A 23,064-nucleotide genomic window follows, 5' to 3' on the forward strand; every position below is an offset into this window, starting at 1 on the left:
CTCCCACAGTTTGACCACATTCTGCTTGGGAGATTGGGTCGGCTTTCGGGCCGCCTGCTTTTGATTGTGATCTTTGTGATCTTGATCTTAGACGCGCCCCGTTAAACCACGATGGCCGAACGCAGATATTACGGAGTGAGGGCATGCCGAGCCACAGCGAGGCACCGAGTGGTGGGGCGAGAGCGTTTTGGTTACTTTTGACTGGGCCGGCTTCCGGTCCTTTCAAAAGTGACCCGCTGTAAGAGCGGAACCGATATAAGCCATAAACTCAATAACGGATATGCACNAAAGCCACAACCCTGGATAAATTTCAATAAAAACAATAGGTTATTTGTAGTTTGATAGGAGCGGGCGTGCTCGCGATAGCGGTGTATCAGTTGAAAATACTTATCTGACACACCGCCATCGCGAGCAAGCCCGCTCCCACAAAAAGCAAAAGCACATCGGCGGTGTAGGCAAACGCCGCCTTTGATCCGCTTCAACCCTCTTGTGATCTTGGTAGATGCCCTAACCTGCAACCCCCATCACAAGCCCTCCAGCTCCGCCATCAAATCACTCAACCGATCCACCTTCTCCGCGCTGATCTCATTCGCTGCCAACCCATCGATGTACTCGGCCAACTCCGCCACCGTGCTGCATTCGAACATCGCCCGCAGCGGCACATCGCGTTGCAGGGTTTTCTGCACACGCGAGGCAACCTGCGTGGCCAGCAACGAGTGCCCGCCCAGTTCGAAGAAGTTGTCGTGCACCCCCACCTTTTCGACGTTCAGCACCTCGGCCCAAATGCCTGCCAACGTCGTTTCCAACGCATTGCGCGGCGCCACGTAGTCCTGGTCCTGCAGTTGACCCATCTCCAGCACCGGCAGGGCGTTACGGTCGAGTTTACCGTTGGCATTCAGCGGCAGACGGTCGAGCCACAACAAGTGCAACGGCACCATGTACTCCGGCAGCTCGGCGCGCAGGTGTTGCTTGATGCGGTCCAGCCGTTCAGTTGCGCTCAGCGTTGCATCAGTCGCCACCAAATAACCCACCAAGTGCTTGCCGTTGACGCCTTCCTGCACGCCGACGGCCGCATCACGCACCTGTGGCTGTTCGTGCAGGCGCGCCTCGATTTCACCCAATTCGATGCGGTAGCCACGAATCTTCACCTGATGGTCGATGCGCCCTACATATTCCAGCACGCCATCGCTGCGCCGACGCGCCAGGTCGCCCGTGCGGTAGAGGCGCTCGCCCGCTGCGCCAAACGGGTTCGGCACAAACACCTGGGCGGTGCGCAACGGGTCGCTGACATAACCACGGCCAACCCCCACGCCCGCCACGCACAACTCACCGACGGCGCCTTGCGGCACCAACGCCAGTTCGCCATCGAGCACGTACAAACGGTTGTTGTCAGTCGGTGTGCCGATCGGCAGATACGTGCCACGCGTCGACGCCAAATCAACGCGGAAGAACGCCACGTCATCCGAACACTCCGCCGGGCCATACGCATTCACCAGGCCTGTTTGCGGGTAACGCAACAACCACTGATGCGCCAGTTCCGGCGGCATTGCTTCACCGGTCGGCAACATCCAACGCAAGCCGGTAAGGCTCATGTGTTCCTCGGCGAGCATGCCTTGAATCAGCGACGGCACGCTCTCCAGCACGCTGATGCCTTGCGCCTGAACATGCGCCAGCAAGCCTTGCGGGTCATGCGCAACGGTGTTCGGCACGATGGCCACGCGGGCGCCAAACAGCGGCGCGGCGAGGAACTGCCACACCGAAATATCGAAGCTTTGCGAGGCGGTCTGCGCGATCACATCGGCGTCGCTCAAGTCGAGGTACGGCCGCTTGCTCAACTGGTTATTGAGCATGCCGCGCTGTTGCACCATCACGCCTTTGGGCAAGCCGGTGGAGCCCGAGGTGTAGATCACATACGCGAGGTTATCCGCGCTGCTGTAAACACCGGGGTTTTCACCACGGCCAGGCACTTCCTCCCACACCAGCAACTGGCAGTCGCTGCCTTCGAGCAATTCAATGGCCTGCTCACGGCACGCCTCGCTGCACACCAGCAACGGCGTACGGCTCAGCTCGATAATACGGCTCAAACGCTGGCTCGGCAGGCCAGGGTCGAGCGGCAAGTAACCGGCACCGGCCTTGAAGCTGCCAATGATCATGCCCAGCAGGTCGAGGTTACGCTCGGCCAACAACGCCACCGGTTGATCCAGGCCCACGCCCGCCGCGATCAACGCGTGGCCCAGCCCGTTACTGCGCCGGTTCAACTCGGCATAGGTCCATTGCTGATCAAGGCAACTGGCGACGATGCGCTGCGGATGCGCGGCGACTTGCGCTTCAAACAGCTCGATGTAACTGCGCTCAAGCGGGTAGTCATGCTCGCTCTGGTTGCAGCCATGCAGCAGAAACTCACGCTCTTGCGCGCCAATCAACGGCAGGTCGGCCATGTCGCCATGGAAGCCCTGCACCAGCGCCAGCAGCAGGCGCTTGAACTCGCCGAGCATGCCTTGCACGGTGGTTTCGTCGAAGTAACGCTGGTCGTACGACAGGTGCAGGCCCAAGTCATCGCCCGGATAACACACGGCCGTCAGCGGGAAGTTAGTGTGCGTGCGGCCCGAATCCGAGGTCGCATTCAGGCTTTGCGCGCGGTCGAGCACCGAGACTTCAACCGGCGCGTTTTCAAACACGAACAGGCTGTCGAACAGCGGCTGGCCCTTGGGCAATTCGCTGAGTTCCTGCAGCGTCACCAACGGCACGTATTCGTACTCGCGCAGTTGCATGTTGCTGTCGAGCAAGCCGCTCAGCCACTCGCGCACGCTGCAACGCTGATCGTCTTCGGGCAGTTTGACGCGCAGCGCGATGCTGTTGATAAACAGGCCGACGGTGCGTTGCATCTCGGGCATTTCAACCGGGCGACCGGCCACGGTGACGCCAAACAGCACGTCACGGTCGCCGCTCAAACGGCGCAGCACCAACGCCCATGCGGCCTGGGCGAAGGTGTTGACGGTAAGCTGATGGGCTTGGGCCAACTCACGCAAGTGCGCACCGTCGCGAGCCTCCAGGCGGGTGTAGCAATCGCCCACCAGCATGCCGCCACTGTGGCCTGCGTGTTCACGCAGGAACGGCCGGTCGCTCGGGATCGGCGTGGTGCGCTCAAAGCCTTGCAGGTTCTGCTGCCACCACGCGCGCGCCTGGGTGAGGTTCTGGCGTTGCAGCCAGGCGATGTAGTCGCGGTAGCGCGGCGGCGTGGCCAACTGCGCCTCGCGGCCTTCGCCGAGGGCTGTGTAAATATCGAAAAAGTCATTCATCAACAGCGAACGGCACCAGGCATCGATGAGGATGTGGTGGTTGCTCATCATGAACCAGTAGCTCGCTTCACCCAGGCGAATCAGGCGCAGGTGGAACGGTGCCTGGTTGAGCAGATCGAAGCCGGCTTCACGCTCGGCCTTGAGCAGCGCTTGCAGGCGCGGTTCGTGCTGGCTGTGCGGGTCGGCGCTCCAGTCCAGGTAGTCAATCGGGGTGCTGCCGGGTTTGTGGATGACTTGCAGCATGTCTGCGCCGACGTTCCAGCAGAACGATGCGCGCAAGGCTTCGTGGCGAGCAATCACGGCCTGCCAGGCTTGAGCAAAACGCTGAGGGTCGAGCGCGCTGTTGATGCGGTAACGGTCCTGCATGTAGTAGAGGCCGGTGCCCGGCTCCAAGAGCGTGTGCAGCAACAGGCCTTCCTGCATCGGGGTCAGCGGGTAGACGTCTTCAATCACGCTGGCCGGCACCGGCAAGGCATCCAGCTGTGGCTGGGTCAGGTGCGCGAGCGGGAAGTCGGACGGCGTGAGGCCGCCGGCGTCATCCTGCAAGCAATGCGCGATCAGGCTGTGCAGTTCAGCCACGTAGGCATCCGCCAATTCGCGAATGGTCTGCGGGTCATGCCGTTCGCGGCTGAAGGTCCAGCGCAGCACCAGTTCACCGCCATACACCTGGCTGTCGACGCTCAACTGATTGGGCAGCGGCGCGTGCGGGTCATGCGCTTGGCCTGCGGATTCATCGAGTGGGTGAAACAGCGCATCGGCGCCGAAACTCTGATCGAACTGGCCAAGGTAGTTGAAGGTAATATCGGCGCCCGGCAGTGCGGCCATGCTGTGTTTGCACACATCGTCTGCCAGGTAGCGCAGCACGCCGTAGCCCAAGCCTTTGTGCGGCACGCCACGCAGTTGCTCTTTGATTGCCTTGATCGATGCGCCCTGCTCCGCTAACGGCGTCAGGCGCAACGGATAAGCACTGGTGAACCAGCCGACGCTACGGGTCAGGTCGATGTCATCGAACAGGCTTTCGCGGCCATGCCCTTCGAGTTGAATCAACGCCGAGTCGTGGCCGCTCCAGCGGCACAGCACGCGGGCCAGCGCGGTCAGCAGCAAGTCGTTGACCTGGGTGCGGTAGGCACTCGGCGCCTGTTGCAACAACTGGCGAGTGTGCTCGGCGCTGAGGCGCACGCTGACGGTGTCGGCATCACGATTGCGCAGTGAACCGTGCGGGCGATCCACCGGCAGCCTGACCACCGGCCCGGCCAATTGGTCCTGCCACACACTCAGCTCTTCGCGCAGCGACTCGCTGCCGGCATACGCCTGCAAACGCGCGGCCCAATCGCGCAGCGCGCTGGTCTTGGCTGGCAGGCTGACGGACTGGCCGTCGCTGAGTTGGCGGTAAACGCTTTGCACATCCTCAAGTAATACGCGCCACGACACGCCGTCCACCACCAGGTGATGCACCGCGATCAGCAGGCGTTGCTGGCCTTGCGGGCCGTCGACCAGCAAGGCGCGCAGCAACGGGCCGTGTGCCAGGTCAAGGCTGCGTTGGGTGTCGGTAAACAGTGCGGTGCACTGCGCCATATCACGTACCTGCGCTTGCATCAGCACACCGCCTTCAGGCACGGCCAAATGCTCGGCGTGCCATTGCGCATCGCGCTGGGTGAAGCTCAGGCGCAGCGCATCGTGGTGTTCCAGCACCGCCAACAGCGCTTGCTCTAGGCGATGCGGGTCGAGCAGTTGCAGGGGTTGCAGCAGCAACGCCTGGTTCCAGTGCTGACGCGCCGGGATGTCGGTGTCGAAGAACCAATGCTGGATCGGCGTAAGGCCCGAAGGCCCGGTCAACAGGCCTTGCTCGGCGCTGAACTGCTCGCTACGGGTGGCCACGGCGGCCAGGGTTTGCACGGTCTGGTGCTGGAACAAATCGCGCGGGCTGAAATGAATCCCGGCCTGCCGCGCACGGCTGACCACCTGGATCGACAGGATCGAATCGCCGCCCAGTTCAAAGAAGTTATCGTGCAGGCCGACTTGCTGCACGTTCAACACGGCGCACCAGATGGCCGCAAGACTTTGCTCCAGCGCGTTGCGTGGCGCGACGTAGTGTTGGCGGTTGGCCTCGGGGTCGGGTTGCGGCAAGGCGCGCCGGTCGAGCTTGCCGTTGGCGGTCAGTGGCATGCTGTCGAGCACAATCAAGTGCGCGGGCACCATGTAGTCCGGCAACTGCGCCTTGAGGTGCGCCTTCAGCGCATCACGCAAGGTAACAGGATCGGCGTCGCTGACCAGGTACGCCACCAATTGCTTGCCACTCGGCGAGTCCAGCGCCAGCACCACCGCTTCGCGCACCGCCGCGTGCTCCAGCAAGCGCGTTTCGATTTCACCCAGCTCGATACGGAAACCGCGAATCTTGACCTGATGGTCGATCCGGCCCACGTACTCCACCAGGCCATCGGCGCGTTGGCGCACCAGATCGCCGGTGCGGTACAAACGCCCGCCATTCGCGGCAAACGGGTCGGCGACAAAACGCTCGGCGGTGATGCCCGGACGCTGGTGATAGCCCTGCGCCAGACCGGCACCGCCGATGTACAACTCGCCGGTGGCACCGTGCGGCACCAGCGCCAGGTCGGCGTCGAGAATGTAGCCCGTGCGGGCACCGACGATGCTGCCAATCGGCACGCTGCCAGCGCCCTCTTCCAACTGTTCCGGTGCCAGGCTGGCCAGCGGCATCACCACGGTTTCGGTGGGGCCGTAGGCGTTGAAAAACACCTCGGGCCGGAACGCTGCGCGAATGCGTTGCAAGTGTTCGCCGGTCAAGGCTTCGCCGCCGGTGATGCACATGCGCACCGGCAGGGTCTGCTGCTGAGTCGCCAGCCATTGCGCCAACTGGCTGCCGTAGCTCGGGGTAAAGCCGAGGATGTTGACGCGATGCTCGCGAATCAACCCGCAGATTTCCTCGGCGTCCCACTGGCCCTGAGCACGCAAAACCACCTGCGCACCGCTGAGCAACGGCACCAGCAAACGCTCGGTGGCGGCGTCAAAGTTGATCGAATAAAAGTGCAGCTCGCAGTCGTCAGGGCGCATGCCGAAGCGCTGGATAACGGCCTGGCAATGCATCGCGATTTCAGCGTGGTTCACCACCACGCCTTTGGGCTTGCCGGTGGAGCCGGAGGTGTAGATCAGGTAGGCCTGGTGTTGTGGCAGGCTGATAAACGGCGGTTCACTCGCCGGATAATTCGCCAGCACCGGCGAGTCATCTTCCAGGCACCAGCACGCCACATTCGCCGGCAGCTCACCCAGCGCCTGGAACATCGCCGCATCGCTGAGCAACAAGCCGATGCCGCTGTCTTCGATCATGTAATGCAGCCGGTCCAGCGGGTATTCCGGGTCCAGCGGCACATAGGCGCCGCCGGCCTTGAGGATCGCCAACAGGCCAATGACCATTTCCAGCGAGCGTGGCAGCGCCAGGCCGACGCGCACCTGCGGGCCGACGCCGCGCTCACGCAGCATCCAGGCCAGACGGTTGACGCGCGCGTCCAGTTCACCGTAACTGAGGGTCACGCCGGCAAAGGTCAACGCAGGCGCATCGGCACGCGCCTGCGCTTGCTGGCTGAACAGTGAATGGATGCACTGGTCGAGGCGATGCTCGCCGGGCTCGGCGCCCAAGCTGTGCTGCAACGCTCGTTGCTCGGTAGTGGTGAGTAACGGCAGTTCGCTGAGGCATTGTTCAGGGCTCGCAATCAACGCTTCAAGCAGGTTGCGCCAATGTTCAGCCATGCGCGCAATGCGCGGCTCATCGAACAGGTCGGTGCTGTACGTCAGGCAGCAACCCAGGCTATGGTCGAGGTCGGTGACTTCCAGGTTGAGGTCGAACTTGGTCGCACGCGCATCGTTGGCCAAATACTCGACGGTCATGCCGGCGAGTTGGCGGCTTTGCTGGAATTCCCAGCGTTGCACGTTGCACATCACTTGGAACAACGGGTTATACGCCGCGCTGCGCGGTGGTTGCAGGGCTTCCACCAGATGGTCGAAGGGCAGGTCCTGGTGGGACTGGCCTTCGATCACGGTGTGCCGCACCTGCTCGAACAACTCGGCCACGGTCGTCTGCCCGTTCAGTTGGCAGCGCAGCACTTGGGTGTTGAGGAACGCGCCGATCAGCCCTTCGCTTTCCGGGCGAATGCGGTTGGCCACCGGCGCACCGATGCGCAGGTCGGTCTGGCCGCTGTAGCGGTAAAGCAGCACGGCCAGAGTGGCGGTCATGGTCATGAACAACGTCAGGCCACGTTCGGCATTGAAGGCACGCACGCGGGCGGCCAACTCGTCGCTCAGGTCGAAGCGGTACAACTCGCCCTGGTGGCTTTGCACCGGCGGCCGTGGGCGGTCGCCGGGCAGTTCGAGCAACGGGTGTTTGTCGCCCAGTTGCGCGGTCCAGTAGTCGAGTTGGCGCTGGCGCTCACCCGCCTCCAGCCACTCGCGCTGCCACACGCTGTAGTCGAGGTACTGCACCGGCAACGGCGCCAGCGGCGACAAGCGTTCATCGATAAAGGCTTCATACAATGCGCTGAGTTCACGCGCAAAGATGTCCATGGCCCAGCCTTCGGTGACGATATGGTGCAGGGTCAACACCAGGTAATGCTCGCGCTCGCAGGCTTTGACCAGGCACGCGCGCAGCAACGGCCCGGTTTCCAGGTTGAAGGGGGTGTGGGCTTCATGGTCGGCGAGTTTTTGCAGGCGCTGTTGACGCTCGGCTTCATTCAGCGCCGAAATATCCTGCCAGTCCATGCGCAAGCCGGTTTGCGCAGAGACCCGCTGATACGCCACACCGTCGACGCTTGGGAAGGTGGTGCGCAGGGTTTCGTGGCGCATGATCAGCGCTTGCAACGCCGCCTCGAAACGCCCCACATCAAGCACCCCGCGCAGGCGCGCCATGCCGCCGACGTTGTAGGCCGGGCTGTGCGGCTCCATCTGCCAGAGGAACCACATGCGTTGCTGCGAATAAGACAACGGCACCGGCTGGCTGCGGTCGACCCTGGCGATTGCGCTTTGCTGATTGCGTTGGCCCGAGGCCTGGATCAGCCCGACTTGCTCGGCAAACGCCGCCAGCTCGCTGGCCTCGAACAAGGTGCGCAGCGGCAGTTCGACGTCACACGCCTGGCGGGTGCGCGAGATAATTTGCGTGGCCAGCAACGAATGGCCGCCGAGGGCGAAAAAGTCGTCACGCAGGCCGATGCGCGGCAGGCCGAGCACTTCGCGCCAAATCGCGGCGATCTGCTGCTGCAAGGCGGTTTCAGGTTCAACGTGTTCGCGGGTTTGCCACAGCGGTTCCGGCAATGCGCGACGGTCGAGTTTGCCGCTTGGGCTGAGAGGCATCGCGTCGAGACGCATCAACTGTGCAGGCACCATGTAGTCCGGCAGCTCGGCGGCCAGGGCGGTTTTGACTGCCTGTGCGTCCAGCTCAAGCGTCGCGGTGTAATAGCCGATCAGTTGCGCACCACGCACCAGCACCACGGCTTGGGCGATACCGGGCATGGCCAGCAGGCGCGCTTCGACTTCTTGCGGCTCGACCCGAAAGCCGCGCAGCTTGACCTGCTGGTCGAGGCGGCCGAGGTATTCGATTACCCCGTCCGCGCCCCAGCGCACACGGTCACCGGTGCGGTACAGGCGCGCGCCCGCCGCGCCCAACGGGTCGGCAACAAAGCGTTCGGCGGTCAGCCCGGCGCGGCCCAAATAGCCGCGGGCCAGGCCGATGCCGCCGATGCACAGCTCACCGGGCACACCGGCAGGCTGCGGGTTGAGTTGCTCGTCCAGCACGCGGCAGATCACATTGCCCAGCGGCCGGCCAATCGGCGAGCGCTCGCCATCCGCCGCCGTGCAGTGCCAGTGGGTGACGTTGATCGCGGTTTCCGTCGGGCCGTAACGGTTATGCAATTGCACCGCCGGCAAGCGCGCCAGCACGCGGTTGCGCAACTCGGCGGGCAAGGCTTCGCCGCCCGAAAACAGGCGGCGCAGGCTGGTGCATTCGGCCGCCTGCGGCTCGTCGATAAACACCTGCAACAGCGGCGGCACAAAGTGCAGCGTGGTCACGCTAAAGTCTTGCACTAACTGCGCGATGCGCTGCGGGTCACGATGCTCGCCGGGGCCGGCCAGCACCAGCCGGCAACCGCTGATCAGCGGCCAGAAGCATTCCCACACCGACACGTCAAAACTGATCGGCGCCTTTTGCATCAGCACATCGCTGTCGTTCAATTGGTAAGTGGCCTGCATCCATTGCAAGCGCTCGGCCAGCGCCGCGTGCGTGTTGCCCACGCCCTTGGGTTGGCCGGTGGAGCCGGAGGTGTAGATCACGTACGCGAGGTTGTCGCCATGCAAGTGCAGGCCCGGCGGCTGGGTCGGCCAGCTGTCGAGGTGCAGGCTGTCCATGGCGATCACGCACACGCCGTCGGTGGCCGGTAACAGCTCAAGCAGCGAGTTTTGCGTCAGTAGCAGGTGCACGCCGCTGTCTTGCAGCATGTAGGCCAGGCGCTCGGCGGGGTAGTCCGGGTCGAGCGGTACGTAGGCGCCACCGGCCTTGATGATCGCCAACAAGCCGACCAGCAGTTGCGGCGAACGCTCGGCGGCGATGGCCACGCGCACATCCGGGCCAACGCCTTTGTCGCGCAGGTAATGCGCCAGGCGGTTGGCTTGGGTGTGCAACTGGGCGAACGTCAGGCTGCCGTTTTGCCAAACCAGTGCGGGATTATTCGAGGTGTGTTGGTTGAGCAGTTCGGGCAACCACACGTGCGCCGGGGTGCACGGCGCTTCGCTGCACAGCTGCACCTCGCCGGCTTGCATCAGCTTCAGGTCGCCGATGGCCTGTTGCGGATGCTCGCAGACGCCTTGCAGCAGGTTGATGTAGTGCTCGGCCAGGCGCCGGATGGTTGCGCTGTCGAACAACTCATCGGCGTAATCAAAAGACAGGCTCAGGCGCCCGTTGCGGTCTTCTTCGCTGTGCAGTTGCAGGTCGAACTTGGCTTCGCGGCTGTGCCACGGCAGCTCGTCGGCAAGCATGCCCGGCAGGCGACGCAAGGCGCTCAGGTCGCGTTGCTGGTGGTTGAACATGACTTGGAACAGGCCTTGTTCGCGGGCTTGCGGGAAGGCTTCCAGCAACTGTTCGAAGGGCAGGTCTTGATGCGCCTGCGCACCCAACGCTGCTTGGCGGGTTGCAGCCAACAGCTGATCGAACGGCAGGCGCCCTTCCAGCTCGGCGCGCAGTACCAGCGTATTGATGAAAAAGCCGACCAAGCCTTGGGTTTCCTGGCGCGGGCGGTTGGCATTCGGCACGCCGATGCGTATATCGCGCTGGCCGCTGTAGCGATAGAGCAGGCTCTGGAATGCCGCCAGCAACAGCATGAACGGCGTGGCCTGTTGGGCTTGAGCGGTTTGGCGAATCGCCGCGCTGAGGTTCACGCTCAAGCGCACGCTGTGGCGCGAGGCGCTGTGGCGCTGTTGCGCTGCGCGTGGGTGGTCGGTGGCCAGGTTCAGGGTCGGATGCTCATCGCCCAACTGTTCCCGCCAATACGCCAGTTGCCGCTGGCCCTCACCTGCGGCCAGCCATTCACGCTGCCAGTTGCCGTAGTCGGCGTACTGCAAGGCCAGTGGCGGCAGCGCGAGGGTTTGGCCCTGCGCGGCGGCGGCGTACAGGCGCGAGAATTCGTCGATCAGAATAGTCAGCGACCAGCCGTCGGCGATGATGTGGTGCAGCGTGACCAGCAACTGGTGGTCTTCATCGTCCAGGCGCACCAGCGTTACCCAAAACAGCGGGCCTTTTTCCAGGTTAAACGAGGTACGCGCCTGCTCTTCGCGAATCTGTAGCGCACGCGCTTCGCGCTCAGCCTCGGGCCGGTCGCACAGGTCGATAACGAGCAAGTCAAAGTCAGTGGTTGCATCGACGCGCTGGAACGCCTGCCCATCGCGCTCGTAGAAGCGCGTGCGCAGCGCTTCGTGGCGCTGGATCAGTTGCTCGAAGCTTGCGCGCACGGCGTCTTCGTCCAACTCACCGCGCAGGCGCAGGCCGCCGGGAATCGTGTAGGCGCTGCTGTGCGGGTCGAGTTGCCAGGTGATCCACAGGCGGTTTTGTGCCAGCGATTGCGGCAGCTCGTGCTGGCGCGACAGGGCGTGAATCGTGCCTTGAACAACGCCGCCGGCGTGCTGCAAGTGCGCGACATTCGCGGCAAAGGCCGCCAGCGTTGGCGCTTCAAACAGCATGCGCAGGTTGAGTTCCAGGCCGAGGTGTTCACGCAGACGCGCGACCACTTGGGTGGCGCTGATGGAGTTACCGCCGAGCAGGAAAAAGTGATCGTCAGCGGCGACCGTCGACACCTGTAATTGCTCGCACCAGATCGCCGCAATCTGCTGTTGCAGCTCGGATTCAAGTGCCGCATCGCTCGCCTGCGCGCGCAGATCCGGGAACTGCGCATAGCTGTCGAGGCTGCCATCGGCGTGGCGAAGCGCACACGCCGAACGCTGCAGCTTGCCGCTGGAAGTCTTCGGCAATGCGCCAGGGTTAAGCAGCACGACCACGCTCGGGGCTTGTTGACAGGCCTCGGCAACGGCTTGGCGGATGGCTTTGATCAACGTCTCGGGCGGCAGGATTTTCTGCACGCTGCGGCTGATTTCTACAGCAATGCCAATGCCTTCCAGGCCTTGGTCATTCACCGCAAAGGCGGCAACACGGCCCTTGCGCACCGCGTCGACTGCGCGCTCGACGGTTTGCTCGATGTCTTGCGGGTACAGGTTGTGGCCGCGCACGATCAGCAGGTCTTTCAGGCGGCCGGTGATGTACACCTCGCCTTCGCGGATAAACCCCAGGTCGCCGGTGCGCAGCCAGGTGCGGCCAGCATGTTGCACAAACGTTTTGGCGCTGGCCTCGGGGTTGCGCCAGTAGCCATGGGCGATGCTCGGGCCGCTGGCCCACAGCTCACCGACGCAGTTGTCCGCCAGTTCGCCCAAGGTGTGCGGGTCGGCAATCAGCACCGCGTGGTCGGGCTGGTGGGTGCCGCAACTCATGATCGCAGCGCCCTGCCCCGGCTCGGCACGGTTGGCGGCCAGCGCCTGGTCATCCACGCGCAACGCCGGGATGCCGTGGCCACGGCGGCCGCCTGCGACAAACAGGGTCGCCTCGGCCAGCCCGTAGGAGGCAAAGAAATTATTCGCGCTGAAACCGCAGGCGGCGAACTTATCGGCGAAGCGTTCCAGGGTGTCGAGGCGGATCGGTTCGGAGCCCGAATACGCCACGCGCCATTGGCCTAAATCAAGGCGTTCCAGCGCCGACTCACTGACCCGCTCGCTGCACAGGCGGTAGGCGAAATCCGGGCCACCGCTGATGGTGCCGCCGTACTCGCTGATCGCTTCGAGCCAGCGCAGCGGCCGCGCCAAAAAGTACGCCGGTGACATCAGCACGCACGGCACGCCACTGAAAATCGGTTGCAGCAACCCGCCGATCAAGCCCATGTCGTGGTACAGCGGCAGCCAGCTGACGATCACGTCATGCGGGTTCAGGTCGATGCCAAAACCGCGACGGATCAGCACTTCGTTGGCCACCAGGTTACCGTGGCTGACTTGCACGCCCTTGGGCAAAGCGGTGGAGCCCGACGTGTATTGCAGGAAAGCGATGTCGTCGGCGTGCAGTTCGGGTTCGACCCAGCCGTCGGCGATCTGCGCATCGAGGGTGTCGACGCGCAACACCGGCGGCGCGCCCTCAAGCTGCGCCAGGCCGTCGCCGAGGCTGGCGATGGTCAGCAGCAGGCGCGGTTCGGCATCGCTGATGATCGACAGCAGGCGCTCCTGGTGATGACGGCGGGTGGACTCGGGCGGGTACGCCGGCACCGCAATCACCCCGGCGTACAGGCAACCAAAAAACGCCGCGACGTAGTCCGGGCCACTCGGGAACAACAGCACCGCACGGTCGCCCAACGCCGCATTGGCCTGCAAGGCCGCCGCGATGGTACGGGCGCGCTGGTCCAGGTCGCGGTAGCTGAGCAGCACCGTGTGCTCGGCGGTTTCGGCGAGAAAGCGCAAGGCCAGTTGATCCGGGGTCTGCGCGGCGCGACGTTGAAGAGACTGGACCAGAGTGCGGGGAAGTTCGAAGGCGTCCATCATGGGGTTCCTGCCTGAAATCGGCTTACGGGAAAATCGGCTACAAAAAAATCGACAGCGCGGCTGTTCAGCCAGCGGCCACTTGCCGCGTCGCAACACTGCGCCAGCGGGCCAGGTGCTCCTCGGCATAGCGGCGCAGGCAACGCAGCACGGCGCTTTCGTGCTGCACGATGAAAAAGTGGTGACCGTCGAACATGTCGAGCGAAAAGCCGCTGGCCGCGTCCGCCTGCCAGTCGAGCAACTGGTCGGCGCGAACGCTGTCTTGCTTGCCGCCGAACACGTGAATCGGCATGCCCAGCGGCTCGCGCCGGCCGTAGTTGAAACTGCCGCACAACAGGAAGTCGGCGCGCAGAATCGGCAGCATCAACTGCATCAACTCAGGGTTGGCCAGGGCTTCTTCGGCGGTGCCTTGCAGCTCACGCAGGCGGGCGATCAGTTGCTCATCGGATTTTTCGAGGGCGTATTCGCTGACATCGCGGTGCGCCGGGCCAGCCGTACCCGAGGCGAATAACGCCAGCGGCGCGGGTGAGCCGCGTTCACGCAGCGCATGCGCCAACTCGAACGCCAGCAAGCCGCCAAGGCTGTGGCCGAACAAGGCATACGGGGTGTTCAGGTCACGGCTGATTTCAGCCGCCAATTGCGCAGCCAGCGCCTTGATGTCGCGCTGCAACGGCTCATCCATGCGCATGCCGCGCCCAGGCAATTCCAGCGGGCAGACCTGCAACCAATCCGGTAAAGCTCGACGCCAACGCGCATACACCATGGCGCTGGCCCCAGAATAAGGCAGGCAAAAAAGCCGCAGTCGAGTGGCGGCGCTCATCGCTTGAGGGCGCCAAGCTGAAACACCTTGTATGCACGGTAAAAACCCATTTCGTCCTCCTGTGGGCGCTGATCCCTGGCCCTTCAGCTAACGGACCTGTCACCCATGAGAACGGACGGCGTCGGCAGATAATTAGTCCTTCACAGAAGCGAGACAGGGTTCACACCTACCACGCAGGCATAAGATTAGTTCGTCTTCTCATTTGACAATCATTATCATTAATCATAATTTGTTGCCCGATGTGTAGGAGGCTTCAGCACGGACGCCCTCCCCTAACCCATTTTGCGACCAGGTGATTTCCATGACGGAACAAGTATCCACAGGCAGGTGCGACTCACCGCTTCTTCAGGCATTCGTCGACAATCGTTTGATTCTGGTGAAGATCGCGGCCCGTATTACCGGCTGCCGCTCGCGCGCCGAAGACGTCGTGCAGGACGCGTATTTCCGCCTGCAATCGGCTCCGACGATCACCTCATCGTTCAAGGCCCAACTGAGTTATCTGTTCCAGATCGTGCGCAACCTGGCGATTGATCACTACCGCAAGCAAGCGCTGGAGCTCAAATACTCCGGGACCGAAGAGGAAGGCTTGAATGTGGTTATCCACGGCGCGTCGCCGGAAAACTCGCACATTAATTTCAACACCCTGGAGAACATCGCCGACGCGCTGACGCAGTTGCCGCAACGCACCCGCTACGCGTTCGAGATGTACCGCCTGCATGGCGTGCCGCAAAAGGACATCGCCAAGGAACTCGGCGTATCGCCGACCTTGGTGAACTTCATGATTCGCGATGCGCTGGTGCACTGCCGCAAGGTCTCGGGCACACGCAGCGACACGTTTGCACGGCGGGTCTGATTGCGGTTTGAACGGGGCCGTGGACTCAGTGCGGCGCCATCACGTCGATGCGGTACGGCTCGAAGATCTTCAACAGCTCCCCGCTGTCGCGCAGCCGCTTGAGCAGGTCGGCAAACACCGCACCGCTGATCGGCGCCTTCGGCCGCAGCAACGCGTAGTGGTGATACACCTGGTCAATGCGTTTTGAGACCAGAAACTGCCCGGCCATCTCTGCATTACGCGCCATGAAATCACTCAAGTACGAACGGGTGACCAGCGCGATGTCGGCACGCCCGCGCGCGACCATCAGCAGGTTGCTGTCATGCGAATAGGTCAACGTGGCGTTGAAATGGTCGGCCATGTATTTGGGGTCGGGGTTGAAGTTGGCGAAGGCGTAGTGATAGCCGCTGAACACCGCCAGACGCTTGCCGGCCAGGTCAGCGAAATACAGCTGGTCGCGCCCTGGCTTACGCTCGGCGACGAACACTTCTGCATCCTCAAGCTGCATATCGACGCTGGTGTGCGCAATGTTCTGCCAGCCCCAGTCGGGGTTTTCGAAGATCGCCATGTCGACCCGGCCTTGCTCGAAATCCCGAAAGCGCCGCGGAATCGAGGTTGGCACCAGCACAAACTGGTAGTCGGCTTGCGCAGCGTTCAGGGCTTCCACCAATTGCGGCAATATCCCGGTGTCGGCGCCTTGCTCGGGGCGCACGGTATACGGCGGAAAATGCGCGGCGCCGATCCTCACCACTTGCGCAGCCGACGCCGGCATCCACACTGCGCTGCCGAGTGCCCATAAAGTTAGTCCTGCAGCCAGCCGCCATGGCGAAAACATTGAGGCACACACCGTTTAATACTCTGAGGGCGATAAGCTAGGCGTTTTTGTCAGGTGAGACAACTTTTCACCGGTAAATTAATAGCTTGCGCCCTCATCCGCGTCAAAGGTGGGGCGCACAGCGTCCAAAGCGGCATGACCACACAGAGCGTGGGCACGATCAATTGACGGGAGATTGAATCAGCGCTGGGCGGAACTACACGGCCGGGCTACGCTCTATCCCCATCAGGAAAGGACGAGTACGGGAACCTGCGCGATGCCTCATTGGCTGATTATTGACCTTGAAGCCACAACGGATGAAGGCGGCTGGCCCGTGACGGAGATGGAAGTCATCGAAATCGGCGCGAGCCTGGTAAACCGCCAGGGCCGCGAGCTGGATCACTTTCAGCGTTTTGTGCGGCCACTGCGTCGGCCACTGTTGACGCCGTTCTGCCGTCAACTGACGCACATCACCCAAGCCAATATCGACGGCGCAGCAGCGTTCACCGAGGTGTGGCCATTGTTCGAACGCTGGCTGGGGCAGCATCAAAAACACCTGGAAGGCTGGGCCAGTTGGGGTGACTATGATCGCCAGCAACTTGAGCTCGAATGGCAACGCCATGGCTTGAGCAGCGCGCTTGCGCAAACGCTGCATGTGAACCTCAAGCAACGTTTCGCCAAGGCGCGGCGACTGGACAAACCGCTCGGGCTCAATGGCGCCCTGCAATTGGCGGGGATGCAGTTCCAGGGCCAGCAACATCGGGCGCTGGAGGATGCGCGCAATACCGCACGCCTGCTGCCGCTGATTTTGCCGGTCTAGGCAGCTCCCCTGGCCTTGGGCATACTGGCCAACCTTTACAGACCCTATTTCGAGGAATCGCCCATGTTTAAAGTCAACGAATACTTCGACGGCACCGTCAAGTCGATCGCTTTCGGCACCGCAGAAGGTCCGGCGACCATCGGCGTAATGGCTCCGGGTGAATATGAGTTTGGTACTGACAAGCGTGAAATCATACACGTAGTGTCCGGCGCCCTGACCGTCAAGCTGCCCGACGCCGACACCTGGGAAACCTTCGACGCCGGCAACCAGTTCAATGTACCGGCCAACAGCAAGTTCCAGCTGAAGGTTGCGGTAGACACTGCCTACCTGTGCGAATACCGCGACTAAGCGTTTGCCGCTGAAAAAAAATGCCCGTCTCGCAGGAGACGGGCATTTTTTATGCGCGCAGCGTACTACTCAAGAAGGGTCACCGGCATGCCGACTTCCAGGTGCCCCACGCCATCGTTGACCAGGTTTTGGCCGAACAGCACGTTGCCGTCCTGCTCGCGGTAGGTCTTGAGGGTGGTCAAGGGCTCCCGGTCCGCACTGCGTTCGCCACTGGCGGGGTCGAGGGTGGTGAGGATGCAGCGTGAGCACGACTTGACCACGCGAAACTCAACCTCGCCGATGCGCACGCGCTTCCAGCCATCTTCGGCAAACGCAGCACTGCCTTCGATGACCAGGTTGGGGCGAAAACGCAGCATCTCCATGGGACGGCCGATGCGTTGCGACAAGTCGTCGAGTGACGCCTGGCCGATCAGCAGCAGCGGGAAGCCATCGGCAAAGCCGACCTGATCGTCCTCTCGGCCATAACCGGCTTCGGTGCTGCGCGCCCGCGCAAGCGGCACGTGCACCAGGCGGGTTGGCTTGCCGATAAAGTCAGTGACCCACGCCGCCGCCGCATCGCCCGCATCCGGCGCGCGCAACGTATCGCGCCAAATGGTCACACCGCGCAGTTCGGCATCGCTGCCAGGCAGGGCGACGTCCAGCGGCGCAACGCCTGAAGTACTCAAGGTCAGGCCACCGGCGCTGTTGTACAACGCCGACAACTGGCTCATCTTCGCCACCGCCCGCTGCGTGAGGAAGCGCCCGCTGGCTTCGTCGACCAGCATCCAGCGTCGATCCCCGTCCAGCCCCAGTTTATCCAGGCCGATGCGTTGCAAAACCTCGGCCTTGCCGGACTTCAAGGGGTAACGGTATAGCGCGCTGAGACGAAGCATGAGCCTGCGTTCCTGAGGGTAAAAGCCGTCACCCTAAGCTCAAGCCGATGCTTCGTCCAGCATCAGGCGCTGACGCACCACGTCGACCAACTTGTCCGGCTGGAATTTGGACAGGAAGTTATCGCAACCGACCTTCTTCACCATCGAGTCGTTGAAGCTGCCCGACAGCGAGGTGTGCAGCACTACGTAGAGGCCACGCAGGCGTGGGTCGTTGCGAATTTCGGTGGTGAGGCGGTAGCCGTCCATCTCGGGCATTTCGGCGTCGGTGAAAATCATCAGCAGTTTGTCGGTCATCACTTGGCCGCTGTCGGCCCAGGCTTTGAGCATATTCAGTGCCTTGAGGCCGTCGCTCGCAACGTGCATATTCACCCCGAGTTGGCCAAGGGTGTCACGCAGTTGCGACAGGGCCACATTGGAGTCGTCGACCAACAGCACTTCACGGCCGCGCGCGCGTTCCAGCACCGGGTCTTCGAGTTTTTCGCGGGAGACCTTGGCGTTGTACGGCACGATTTCGGCGAGCACTTTTTCTACGTCGATGATTTCCACCAACTGGTCATCGACCTTGCTGATGGCCGTGAGGTAATGCTGACGGCCGGCGCTCGCCGGTGGCGGCAGGATAGCTTCCCAGTTCATGTTAACGATGCGATCCACACCGCCGACCAAAAACGCCTGCACCGAGCGGTTGTACTCGGTGACGATAATCGTGCTGTTCGGCCCCGGCACCAGCGGGCGCATGCCGATGGCCTGGGACAAGTCGATCACCGGCAGCGTCTGGCCGCGCAGGTTGACCACGCCGCAGACAAACGGGTGACGCTGGGGCATCAGTGTCAGCTTGGGCAGTTGCAACACTTCCTGCACCTTGAACACGTTGATCGCAAACAGTTGCCGCCCAGCCAGGCGAAACATGAGAATTTCCAGGCGATTCTCACCCACCAGTTGCGTGCGTTGATCTACAGTGTCGAGAATGCTGGCCATTAAAAGCTCCTGATGCGCTAAGGGGTTGTGCAGCTCAATTAAGCTTGTTAGCGATCATCGCCAACGAGAACGCGCCTCGCCTGTCAGGCCCAGCGTCTTTGAGTTCTGCGCGAGCAAGCTCTGCTGCTACGCTGGTTATCGGCCGTAAGCGCCAGAGCTTGACCCGCTAAAATGCCACGTAATCTCATTGATGTCACACTGACATCATGGTCTACTGCAGAATCATCGCGCGACCTGAAAATCGACGCGAGGTTCCCTTGCGTAAGGGATTCCCCTATACGCAATCAGGTCTAACCTGATATTCGCAATATCTAATAGCCATTAATGTGACGCCATTCTCATTGCATGAATGGAGTCAGGCTTTTGTTTGCCATACCAAGCCCACGGCCCACGGGTCTTTCAGACTTTCACGTGGCGGCAACTGAAGTTGTGGAATCGCCCCCGATAACCTGGCCCCTGCGCGGCCATTGTGATCATTCTAATAAACGTCCTACTGAGTTTTCAGAATCGGGCTACAAGCCTCAAACATATTTCAGCGTTAGTTTTACGCCATTGACCCGGCGCGGCTTCTCATCGCCCGACCTTATGTTGCGGAGACTTGCACGATGAAAAGCGCAAATGAATGGCAAACCGCACTTCCCGAGTTTTTGCTGGAAGCCGAAATGCTCCTGGCCAAATCGCAGGAGTGCTTGAACCATCTGCATTTGATCCGCAACGACAGCGATGCCATCGACTGCTTGAAAACTTGCCTTGCGAAAATCGCTGAAAAAGCCGAAGGCTTGTCCCTGCAAGCGATCAGCCAATTCTGCCGGCTGATCGAATGCCTGATGACCAACGCCGTGAGCCCGATGCAGCTGCATGACCAGGCGTTAAATACCTTGCATGACTGCCTGACGCTATTGGCCTGGCAACTGGCTCTGATCGACGCCCGCACCGGCGAGCTGAGCCTGGATGACTGCGAACAAACCCGGCTGATTGCGGCGGTCATCGCACAAATCCCACAAAAAGAAATCGATCCGCACCGGGCGTTTATCAAGCGTTTTGAGTGTTGACCAGGTCTCATTTAATATCCGATCTATCTAAAAACGACTATATGCCTGCCGGTTCAAACGGCTGCGCGGGCAAAACATATCAATTAGCCATCAGCGCTAAACATGCTCCACACCTACTTGATTAATTCCTCCGCCGCCGTTGCACTCTGAAACTCTTTGAACCGGGATCAGGGCGCAAGATGTTTGCCTGTTTAACCAGCCTGTCACACGAGTCGCCAGGCGACCAACGGTAATAGTGGTGGTACTATGGCCAGCGCGAAGTGGCTCAACTTCATCATGTATAAAAACGTTTCAGCAGCGTATTCCAAACAAGGCCCGGTGATTCGCCGTGACCGGTCTTCCCGCAGCAAACCTCATTGGCTCCATCCGCTATGTACGCCAAACTAAAGTCGCTTATCGCAAGGTCCACATCGCGCAGCAATGCACGCAGCATGGTCCTCGTGCTGTGCCTTTGTTCGCTGCTGATCAGCCTGTGGGCCTACAGCCAATCCGTACCGTTGCCGTTGCTCATTTTGCTGCTCAACCTGGCGACCCTGGTGGTGCTGGGCTTGCAACAATGGAGCTCGCGCAAATCGATTAAATTCCAGCCGCAGGAACTGGCCGACCGCCTGCTGCAAGTGCAGGAAAACGAACGCCATCGCCTCAGCCGCGAACTGCATGACGACATCGGCCAACTGCTGACGGCCGCCAAATTGCAAAGCGAATGGCTCAAGCGCCGCTTGCCACACGACCTGCAAAACCAATGCACGGTGCTGTGCAACACGCTGAATGAAACCCTGGCGAAGGTGCGCGACGTGTCCGCTATCCTCAACCCGCGCCAGTTGGCCAGCCTGGGCCTCGAAGCGAGCCTGCGCGCGCACCTGCTCAAAACCCTGGAAAACACCCCGGTTCACTGGAGCCTGGAATGCCGGCAACGGCTGACCGGTATCCCGGAAGAAATGGCGGTGGCGGCGTTTCGTATTACCCAGGAAGCGGTCACCAATATGCTGCGCCATGCCCAAGCGCAGAATTTGCGGGTACGCCTGCAACGCCTGCCCGAAGGCCTGTCGCTGATGGTGTTTGACGACGGCACGGGCTTTTTGCCTGCCGCCAACCCTGCTGCGCAAGGCCAAAGGGGCATGGCCGGCATGTGCGAGCGGGTCGATCAGTTGGGCGGCACCTTGTCGGTCAGCAGCCAGCCAGGCCACGGCACCCGGATCGACGTGCTTTTCCCCTGGGCGCCACGCGCCCTCGAACGGGCCAGTTCGCCTAAGGTTCTCGAGTGACCTGCACGTTACTTTTAGTGGATGACCACGCACTGATCCGCGCCGGCGTACGCGCGCTGATCGAGGATACCCACGGCTATACGGTCATTGGCGAAGCCAGCGATGGCGCGCAATTGCTGGAAAAGTACACTGCCCTGCAGCCGGACATCGTGCTGTTGGACCTGTCGATGAAACACACGGGTGGCCTGGACGCGCTACAGCAACTCAAGGCCGCCTACCCCAAAAGCAAAGTGCTGATCCTGTCGATGCACACCGACCCGGAGCTGATCATGCGTGCGCTGGAGTCGGGTGCTCACGGCTACCTGCTCAAAGACACCACGGGCAACGAACTGGAACACGCACTGACGGCCTTGCGCAATAACGAGCGCTACCTCAGCCCCGCCATTGCCAACACGGTGATCAATCAGGCGCTGACCCGCAGCCATGGCCCGGCCTCGCCCGTCGCCCACAGCCACAACCTCACGCCGCGCCAGTTGGAAATTCTGCGTTTGATCGTGCGCGGCAAATCCACCCGGGAAATCGCCCACGGCCTCGGCTTGAGCATCAAGACCGTGGAGGCGCATCGCTCGCAAATCATGAAGCGCCTGCAAATATTCGACGTGGCGGGCCTGGTGTTATTCGCCATTCGCGAGCAGATCATCAGCCTGGACGACTAACGGCGAACCCACGGGCAGGTGCACGCGCAGGGCATTGGACAGCGCGGAAAAACGCAGGTCATCGCCCTTCAGCGGTTCGCCATCCAGGTTGATGTAAAGCCCTTCGGCCACCTTGATCTCGACCCAAGGCAGGCGCGCGCGTACAAACATGCTGTCCAGGCCCCAGCCGTCGCTCATCAGCGTGAGCAGCGTGCCGACCACTTCCTGCGGCGCCGGCAAGATACTGATGTCGAGCAAGCCATCGTCGGCCAGCGCGTCAGGGCACAGCACATGCCCGCCGCCCGCCTGCCGACCGTTGCCGATACCCAGCGCAAGCAGGTCGCCTTTCCAATGGAAACCCGGCCCTTCGAGTTCGCCATAAGCCGACTTCAATTCACTGAAACGCGTCAGGCCGGTGAACAGGTAGGCAGCGCCACCGAGTACTTTTTTCAGGTCTTCAGAGGTGTTGGCGGTGACCTGGCTACCAAAGCCGCCGGTGGCCATGTTGAGGAACATTTGCTCGCCCGCCTGGCCGAGGTCGATCGCCCTGGGCGCTACATCGAGCAGCGCCAACGCCTGTGCGGGTTCAAGCGGCACGCCAGCGGCGCGGGCGAAATCATTGGCGGTGCCCAGCGGCATCATCACCAGGCTGGCGTCGGTTTTGGCCAGCGCCATGGCTTCGGCCACATCGCGCAAGGTGCCGTCGCCGCCACCGGCGATGATGTGCGTGTAACCGTCGGCCAGCGCCTGATTGACCAGGCGCTGGGCGTCGCCGCCTTCCCACGTGACCCGCACCGCCAACTCCCAGCCTAGTTCACGTTGGGCCGTGACGGCTGCGCGTACATCCTCGTTCAGGGCTTGTTTACCGTGGAGGATCAACAGTGCCTTGGGGGTGGTCATGGGGCTTACTCCTGGGTTCAAAGGTGCTTGAAGGATGTTGACCTTTGGCCAGTGAAAAAAAGCCATGCTAGTTGGAAATTAAATGCGTTGAGTGCGGATGTGGCCGCCAGGTTGCTCGCATTCGGTGTGTCTGAGGGACCGAGGTGCCTGCAGCGTGAGGGTTTTGGGTGCATATCCGTTGTTGAGGTTATGGCTTATATCGGTTCCGCTCTTACAGCCAGCCCTTTCAAGGTCTTTTGAGCTTAGCTGCCTTGAGTACCCGATCCGTCGACACGTGAGCATTCGCGGCTTTGCCTTCCAGCCACTCTTTGGG

12 protein-coding genes are annotated in these 23,064 nt (G+C 61.9%); 6 read left to right on the top strand and 6 right to left on the bottom strand.

What is annotated here, in order from left to right:
• Window positions 1–524: 524 nt before the first annotated feature.
• Both AO240_RS22250 and AO240_RS22255 read right to left on the bottom strand, forming a co-directional pair.
• Window positions 525–13,421, bottom strand: a complete 12,897-nt coding sequence (locus tag AO240_RS22250) for a non-ribosomal peptide synthetase (protein WP_099239275.1) — start codon at window positions 13,419–13,421, stop codon at window positions 525–527.
• Between the two features lie 64 nt (window positions 13,422–13,485).
• The gene (locus AO240_RS22255) at window positions 13,486–14,238 is read right to left on the bottom strand and encodes a thioesterase II family protein (RefSeq protein WP_058415087.1); all 753 of its coding nucleotides are present in this window, start codon (window positions 14,236–14,238) and stop codon (window positions 13,486–13,488) included.
• Between the two features lie 301 nt (window positions 14,239–14,539).
• On the opposite strand from AO240_RS22255, the gene AO240_RS22260 reads away from it, so the two are divergent.
• The gene (locus AO240_RS22260) at window positions 14,540–15,091 is read left to right on the top strand and encodes an RNA polymerase factor sigma-70 (RefSeq protein WP_099239277.1); all 552 of its coding nucleotides are present in this window, start codon (window positions 14,540–14,542) and stop codon (window positions 15,089–15,091) included.
• A 25-nt stretch (window positions 15,092–15,116) separates the two neighbouring features.
• On the opposite strand, the gene AO240_RS22265 is transcribed toward AO240_RS22260, so the two are convergent.
• Window positions 15,117–15,905 carry an ABC transporter substrate-binding protein gene (locus AO240_RS22265; RefSeq protein WP_099239279.1) on the bottom strand — a complete coding sequence of 263 codons (789 nt, stop codon included), beginning with the start codon at window positions 15,903–15,905 and terminating at the stop codon, window positions 15,117–15,119.
• 256 nt (window positions 15,906–16,161) lie between these two features.
• Here AO240_RS22265 and AO240_RS22270 point away from each other — a divergent pair, with 256 nt between their 5' ends.
• A complete protein-coding gene (locus AO240_RS22270; protein WP_099239281.1) occupies window positions 16,162–16,704 on the top strand; it encodes an exonuclease domain-containing protein in 543 nt (180 codons plus the stop codon).
• 63 nt (window positions 16,705–16,767) lie between these two features.
• Window positions 16,768–17,052, top strand: coding sequence for a pyrimidine/purine nucleoside phosphorylase (locus AO240_RS22275; RefSeq protein ID WP_099239283.1), 285 nt, complete (start codon window positions 16,768–16,770; stop codon window positions 17,050–17,052).
• 65 nt (window positions 17,053–17,117) lie between these two features.
• Here the strand turns inward: AO240_RS22275 and AO240_RS22280 are convergent, their stop codons facing one another.
• Together AO240_RS22280 and AO240_RS22285 are read right to left on the bottom strand one after the other, a co-directional pair.
• Window positions 17,118–17,924 carry an MOSC domain-containing protein gene (locus AO240_RS22280; RefSeq protein ID WP_099239285.1) on the bottom strand — a complete coding sequence of 269 codons (807 nt, stop codon included), beginning with the start codon at window positions 17,922–17,924 and terminating at the stop codon, window positions 17,118–17,120.
• Between the two features lie 39 nt (window positions 17,925–17,963).
• On the bottom strand, window positions 17,964–18,899 hold the full coding sequence (locus tag AO240_RS22285; RefSeq protein ID WP_099239287.1) for a chemotaxis protein CheV: 936 nt from the start codon (window positions 18,897–18,899) through the stop codon (window positions 17,964–17,966).
• 605 nt (window positions 18,900–19,504) lie between these two features.
• On the opposite strand from AO240_RS22285, the gene AO240_RS22290 reads away from it, so the two are divergent.
• The 3 genes from AO240_RS22290 (at window position 19,505) to AO240_RS22300 (ending at window position 21,872) form a co-directional block, all read left to right on the top strand.
• Window positions 19,505–19,951 carry a hypothetical protein gene (locus tag AO240_RS22290; protein ID WP_099239289.1) on the top strand — a complete coding sequence of 149 codons (447 nt, stop codon included), beginning with the start codon at window positions 19,505–19,507 and terminating at the stop codon, window positions 19,949–19,951.
• Between the two features lie 371 nt (window positions 19,952–20,322).
• On the top strand, window positions 20,323–21,216 hold the full coding sequence (locus AO240_RS22295) for a sensor histidine kinase (protein ID WP_099239291.1): 894 nt from the start codon (window positions 20,323–20,325) through the stop codon (window positions 21,214–21,216).
• On the top strand, window positions 21,213–21,872 hold the full coding sequence (locus tag AO240_RS22300) for a response regulator transcription factor (protein ID WP_099239293.1): 660 nt from the start codon (window positions 21,213–21,215) through the stop codon (window positions 21,870–21,872). Before AO240_RS22295 ends, AO240_RS22300 begins: the two co-directional genes overlap by 4 nt.
• On the opposite strand, the gene yegS is transcribed toward AO240_RS22300, so the two are convergent.
• Window positions 21,831–22,751, bottom strand: coding sequence for a lipid kinase YegS (gene yegS, locus AO240_RS22305; protein ID WP_099239294.1), 921 nt, complete (start codon window positions 22,749–22,751; stop codon window positions 21,831–21,833). The two genes, AO240_RS22300 and yegS, sit on opposite strands and share 42 nt — an antisense overlap.
• Between the last annotated feature and the right edge of the window lie 313 nt (window positions 22,752–23,064).

The organism is Pseudomonas sp. ICMP 460, assembly GCF_002723595.1.
GTDB lineage: Bacteria > Pseudomonadota > Gammaproteobacteria > Pseudomonadales > Pseudomonadaceae > Aquipseudomonas > Aquipseudomonas kitaguniensis.

Excerpts from the sequence above, each read along its gene's own strand:
- AO240_RS22250 (WP_099239275.1), bottom strand. The coding sequence starts at position 13,421 with ATGATGGACGCCTTCGAACTTCCCCGCACTCTGGTCCAGTCTCTTCAA.
- AO240_RS22255 (WP_058415087.1), bottom strand. The coding sequence starts at position 14,238 with ATGAGCGCCGCCACTCGACTGCGGCTTTTTTGCCTGCCTTATTCTGGG.
- AO240_RS22260 (WP_099239277.1), top strand. The coding sequence starts at position 14,540 with ATGACGGAACAAGTATCCACAGGCAGGTGCGACTCACCGCTTCTTCAG.
- AO240_RS22265 (WP_099239279.1), bottom strand. The coding sequence starts at position 15,905 with ATGTTTTCGCCATGGCGGCTGGCTGCAGGACTAACTTTATGGGCACTC.
- AO240_RS22270 (WP_099239281.1), top strand. The coding sequence starts at position 16,162 with ATGCCTCATTGGCTGATTATTGACCTTGAAGCCACAACGGATGAAGGC.
- AO240_RS22275 (WP_099239283.1), top strand. The coding sequence starts at position 16,768 with ATGTTTAAAGTCAACGAATACTTCGACGGCACCGTCAAGTCGATCGCT.
- AO240_RS22280 (WP_099239285.1), bottom strand. The coding sequence starts at position 17,924 with ATGCTTCGTCTCAGCGCGCTATACCGTTACCCCTTGAAGTCCGGCAAG.
- AO240_RS22285 (WP_099239287.1), bottom strand. The coding sequence starts at position 18,899 with ATGGCCAGCATTCTCGACACTGTAGATCAACGCACGCAACTGGTGGGT.
- AO240_RS22290 (WP_099239289.1), top strand. The coding sequence starts at position 19,505 with ATGAAAAGCGCAAATGAATGGCAAACCGCACTTCCCGAGTTTTTGCTG.
- AO240_RS22295 (WP_099239291.1), top strand. The coding sequence starts at position 20,323 with ATGTACGCCAAACTAAAGTCGCTTATCGCAAGGTCCACATCGCGCAGC.
- yegS (WP_099239294.1), bottom strand. The coding sequence starts at position 22,751 with ATGACCACCCCCAAGGCACTGTTGATCCTCCACGGTAAACAAGCCCTG.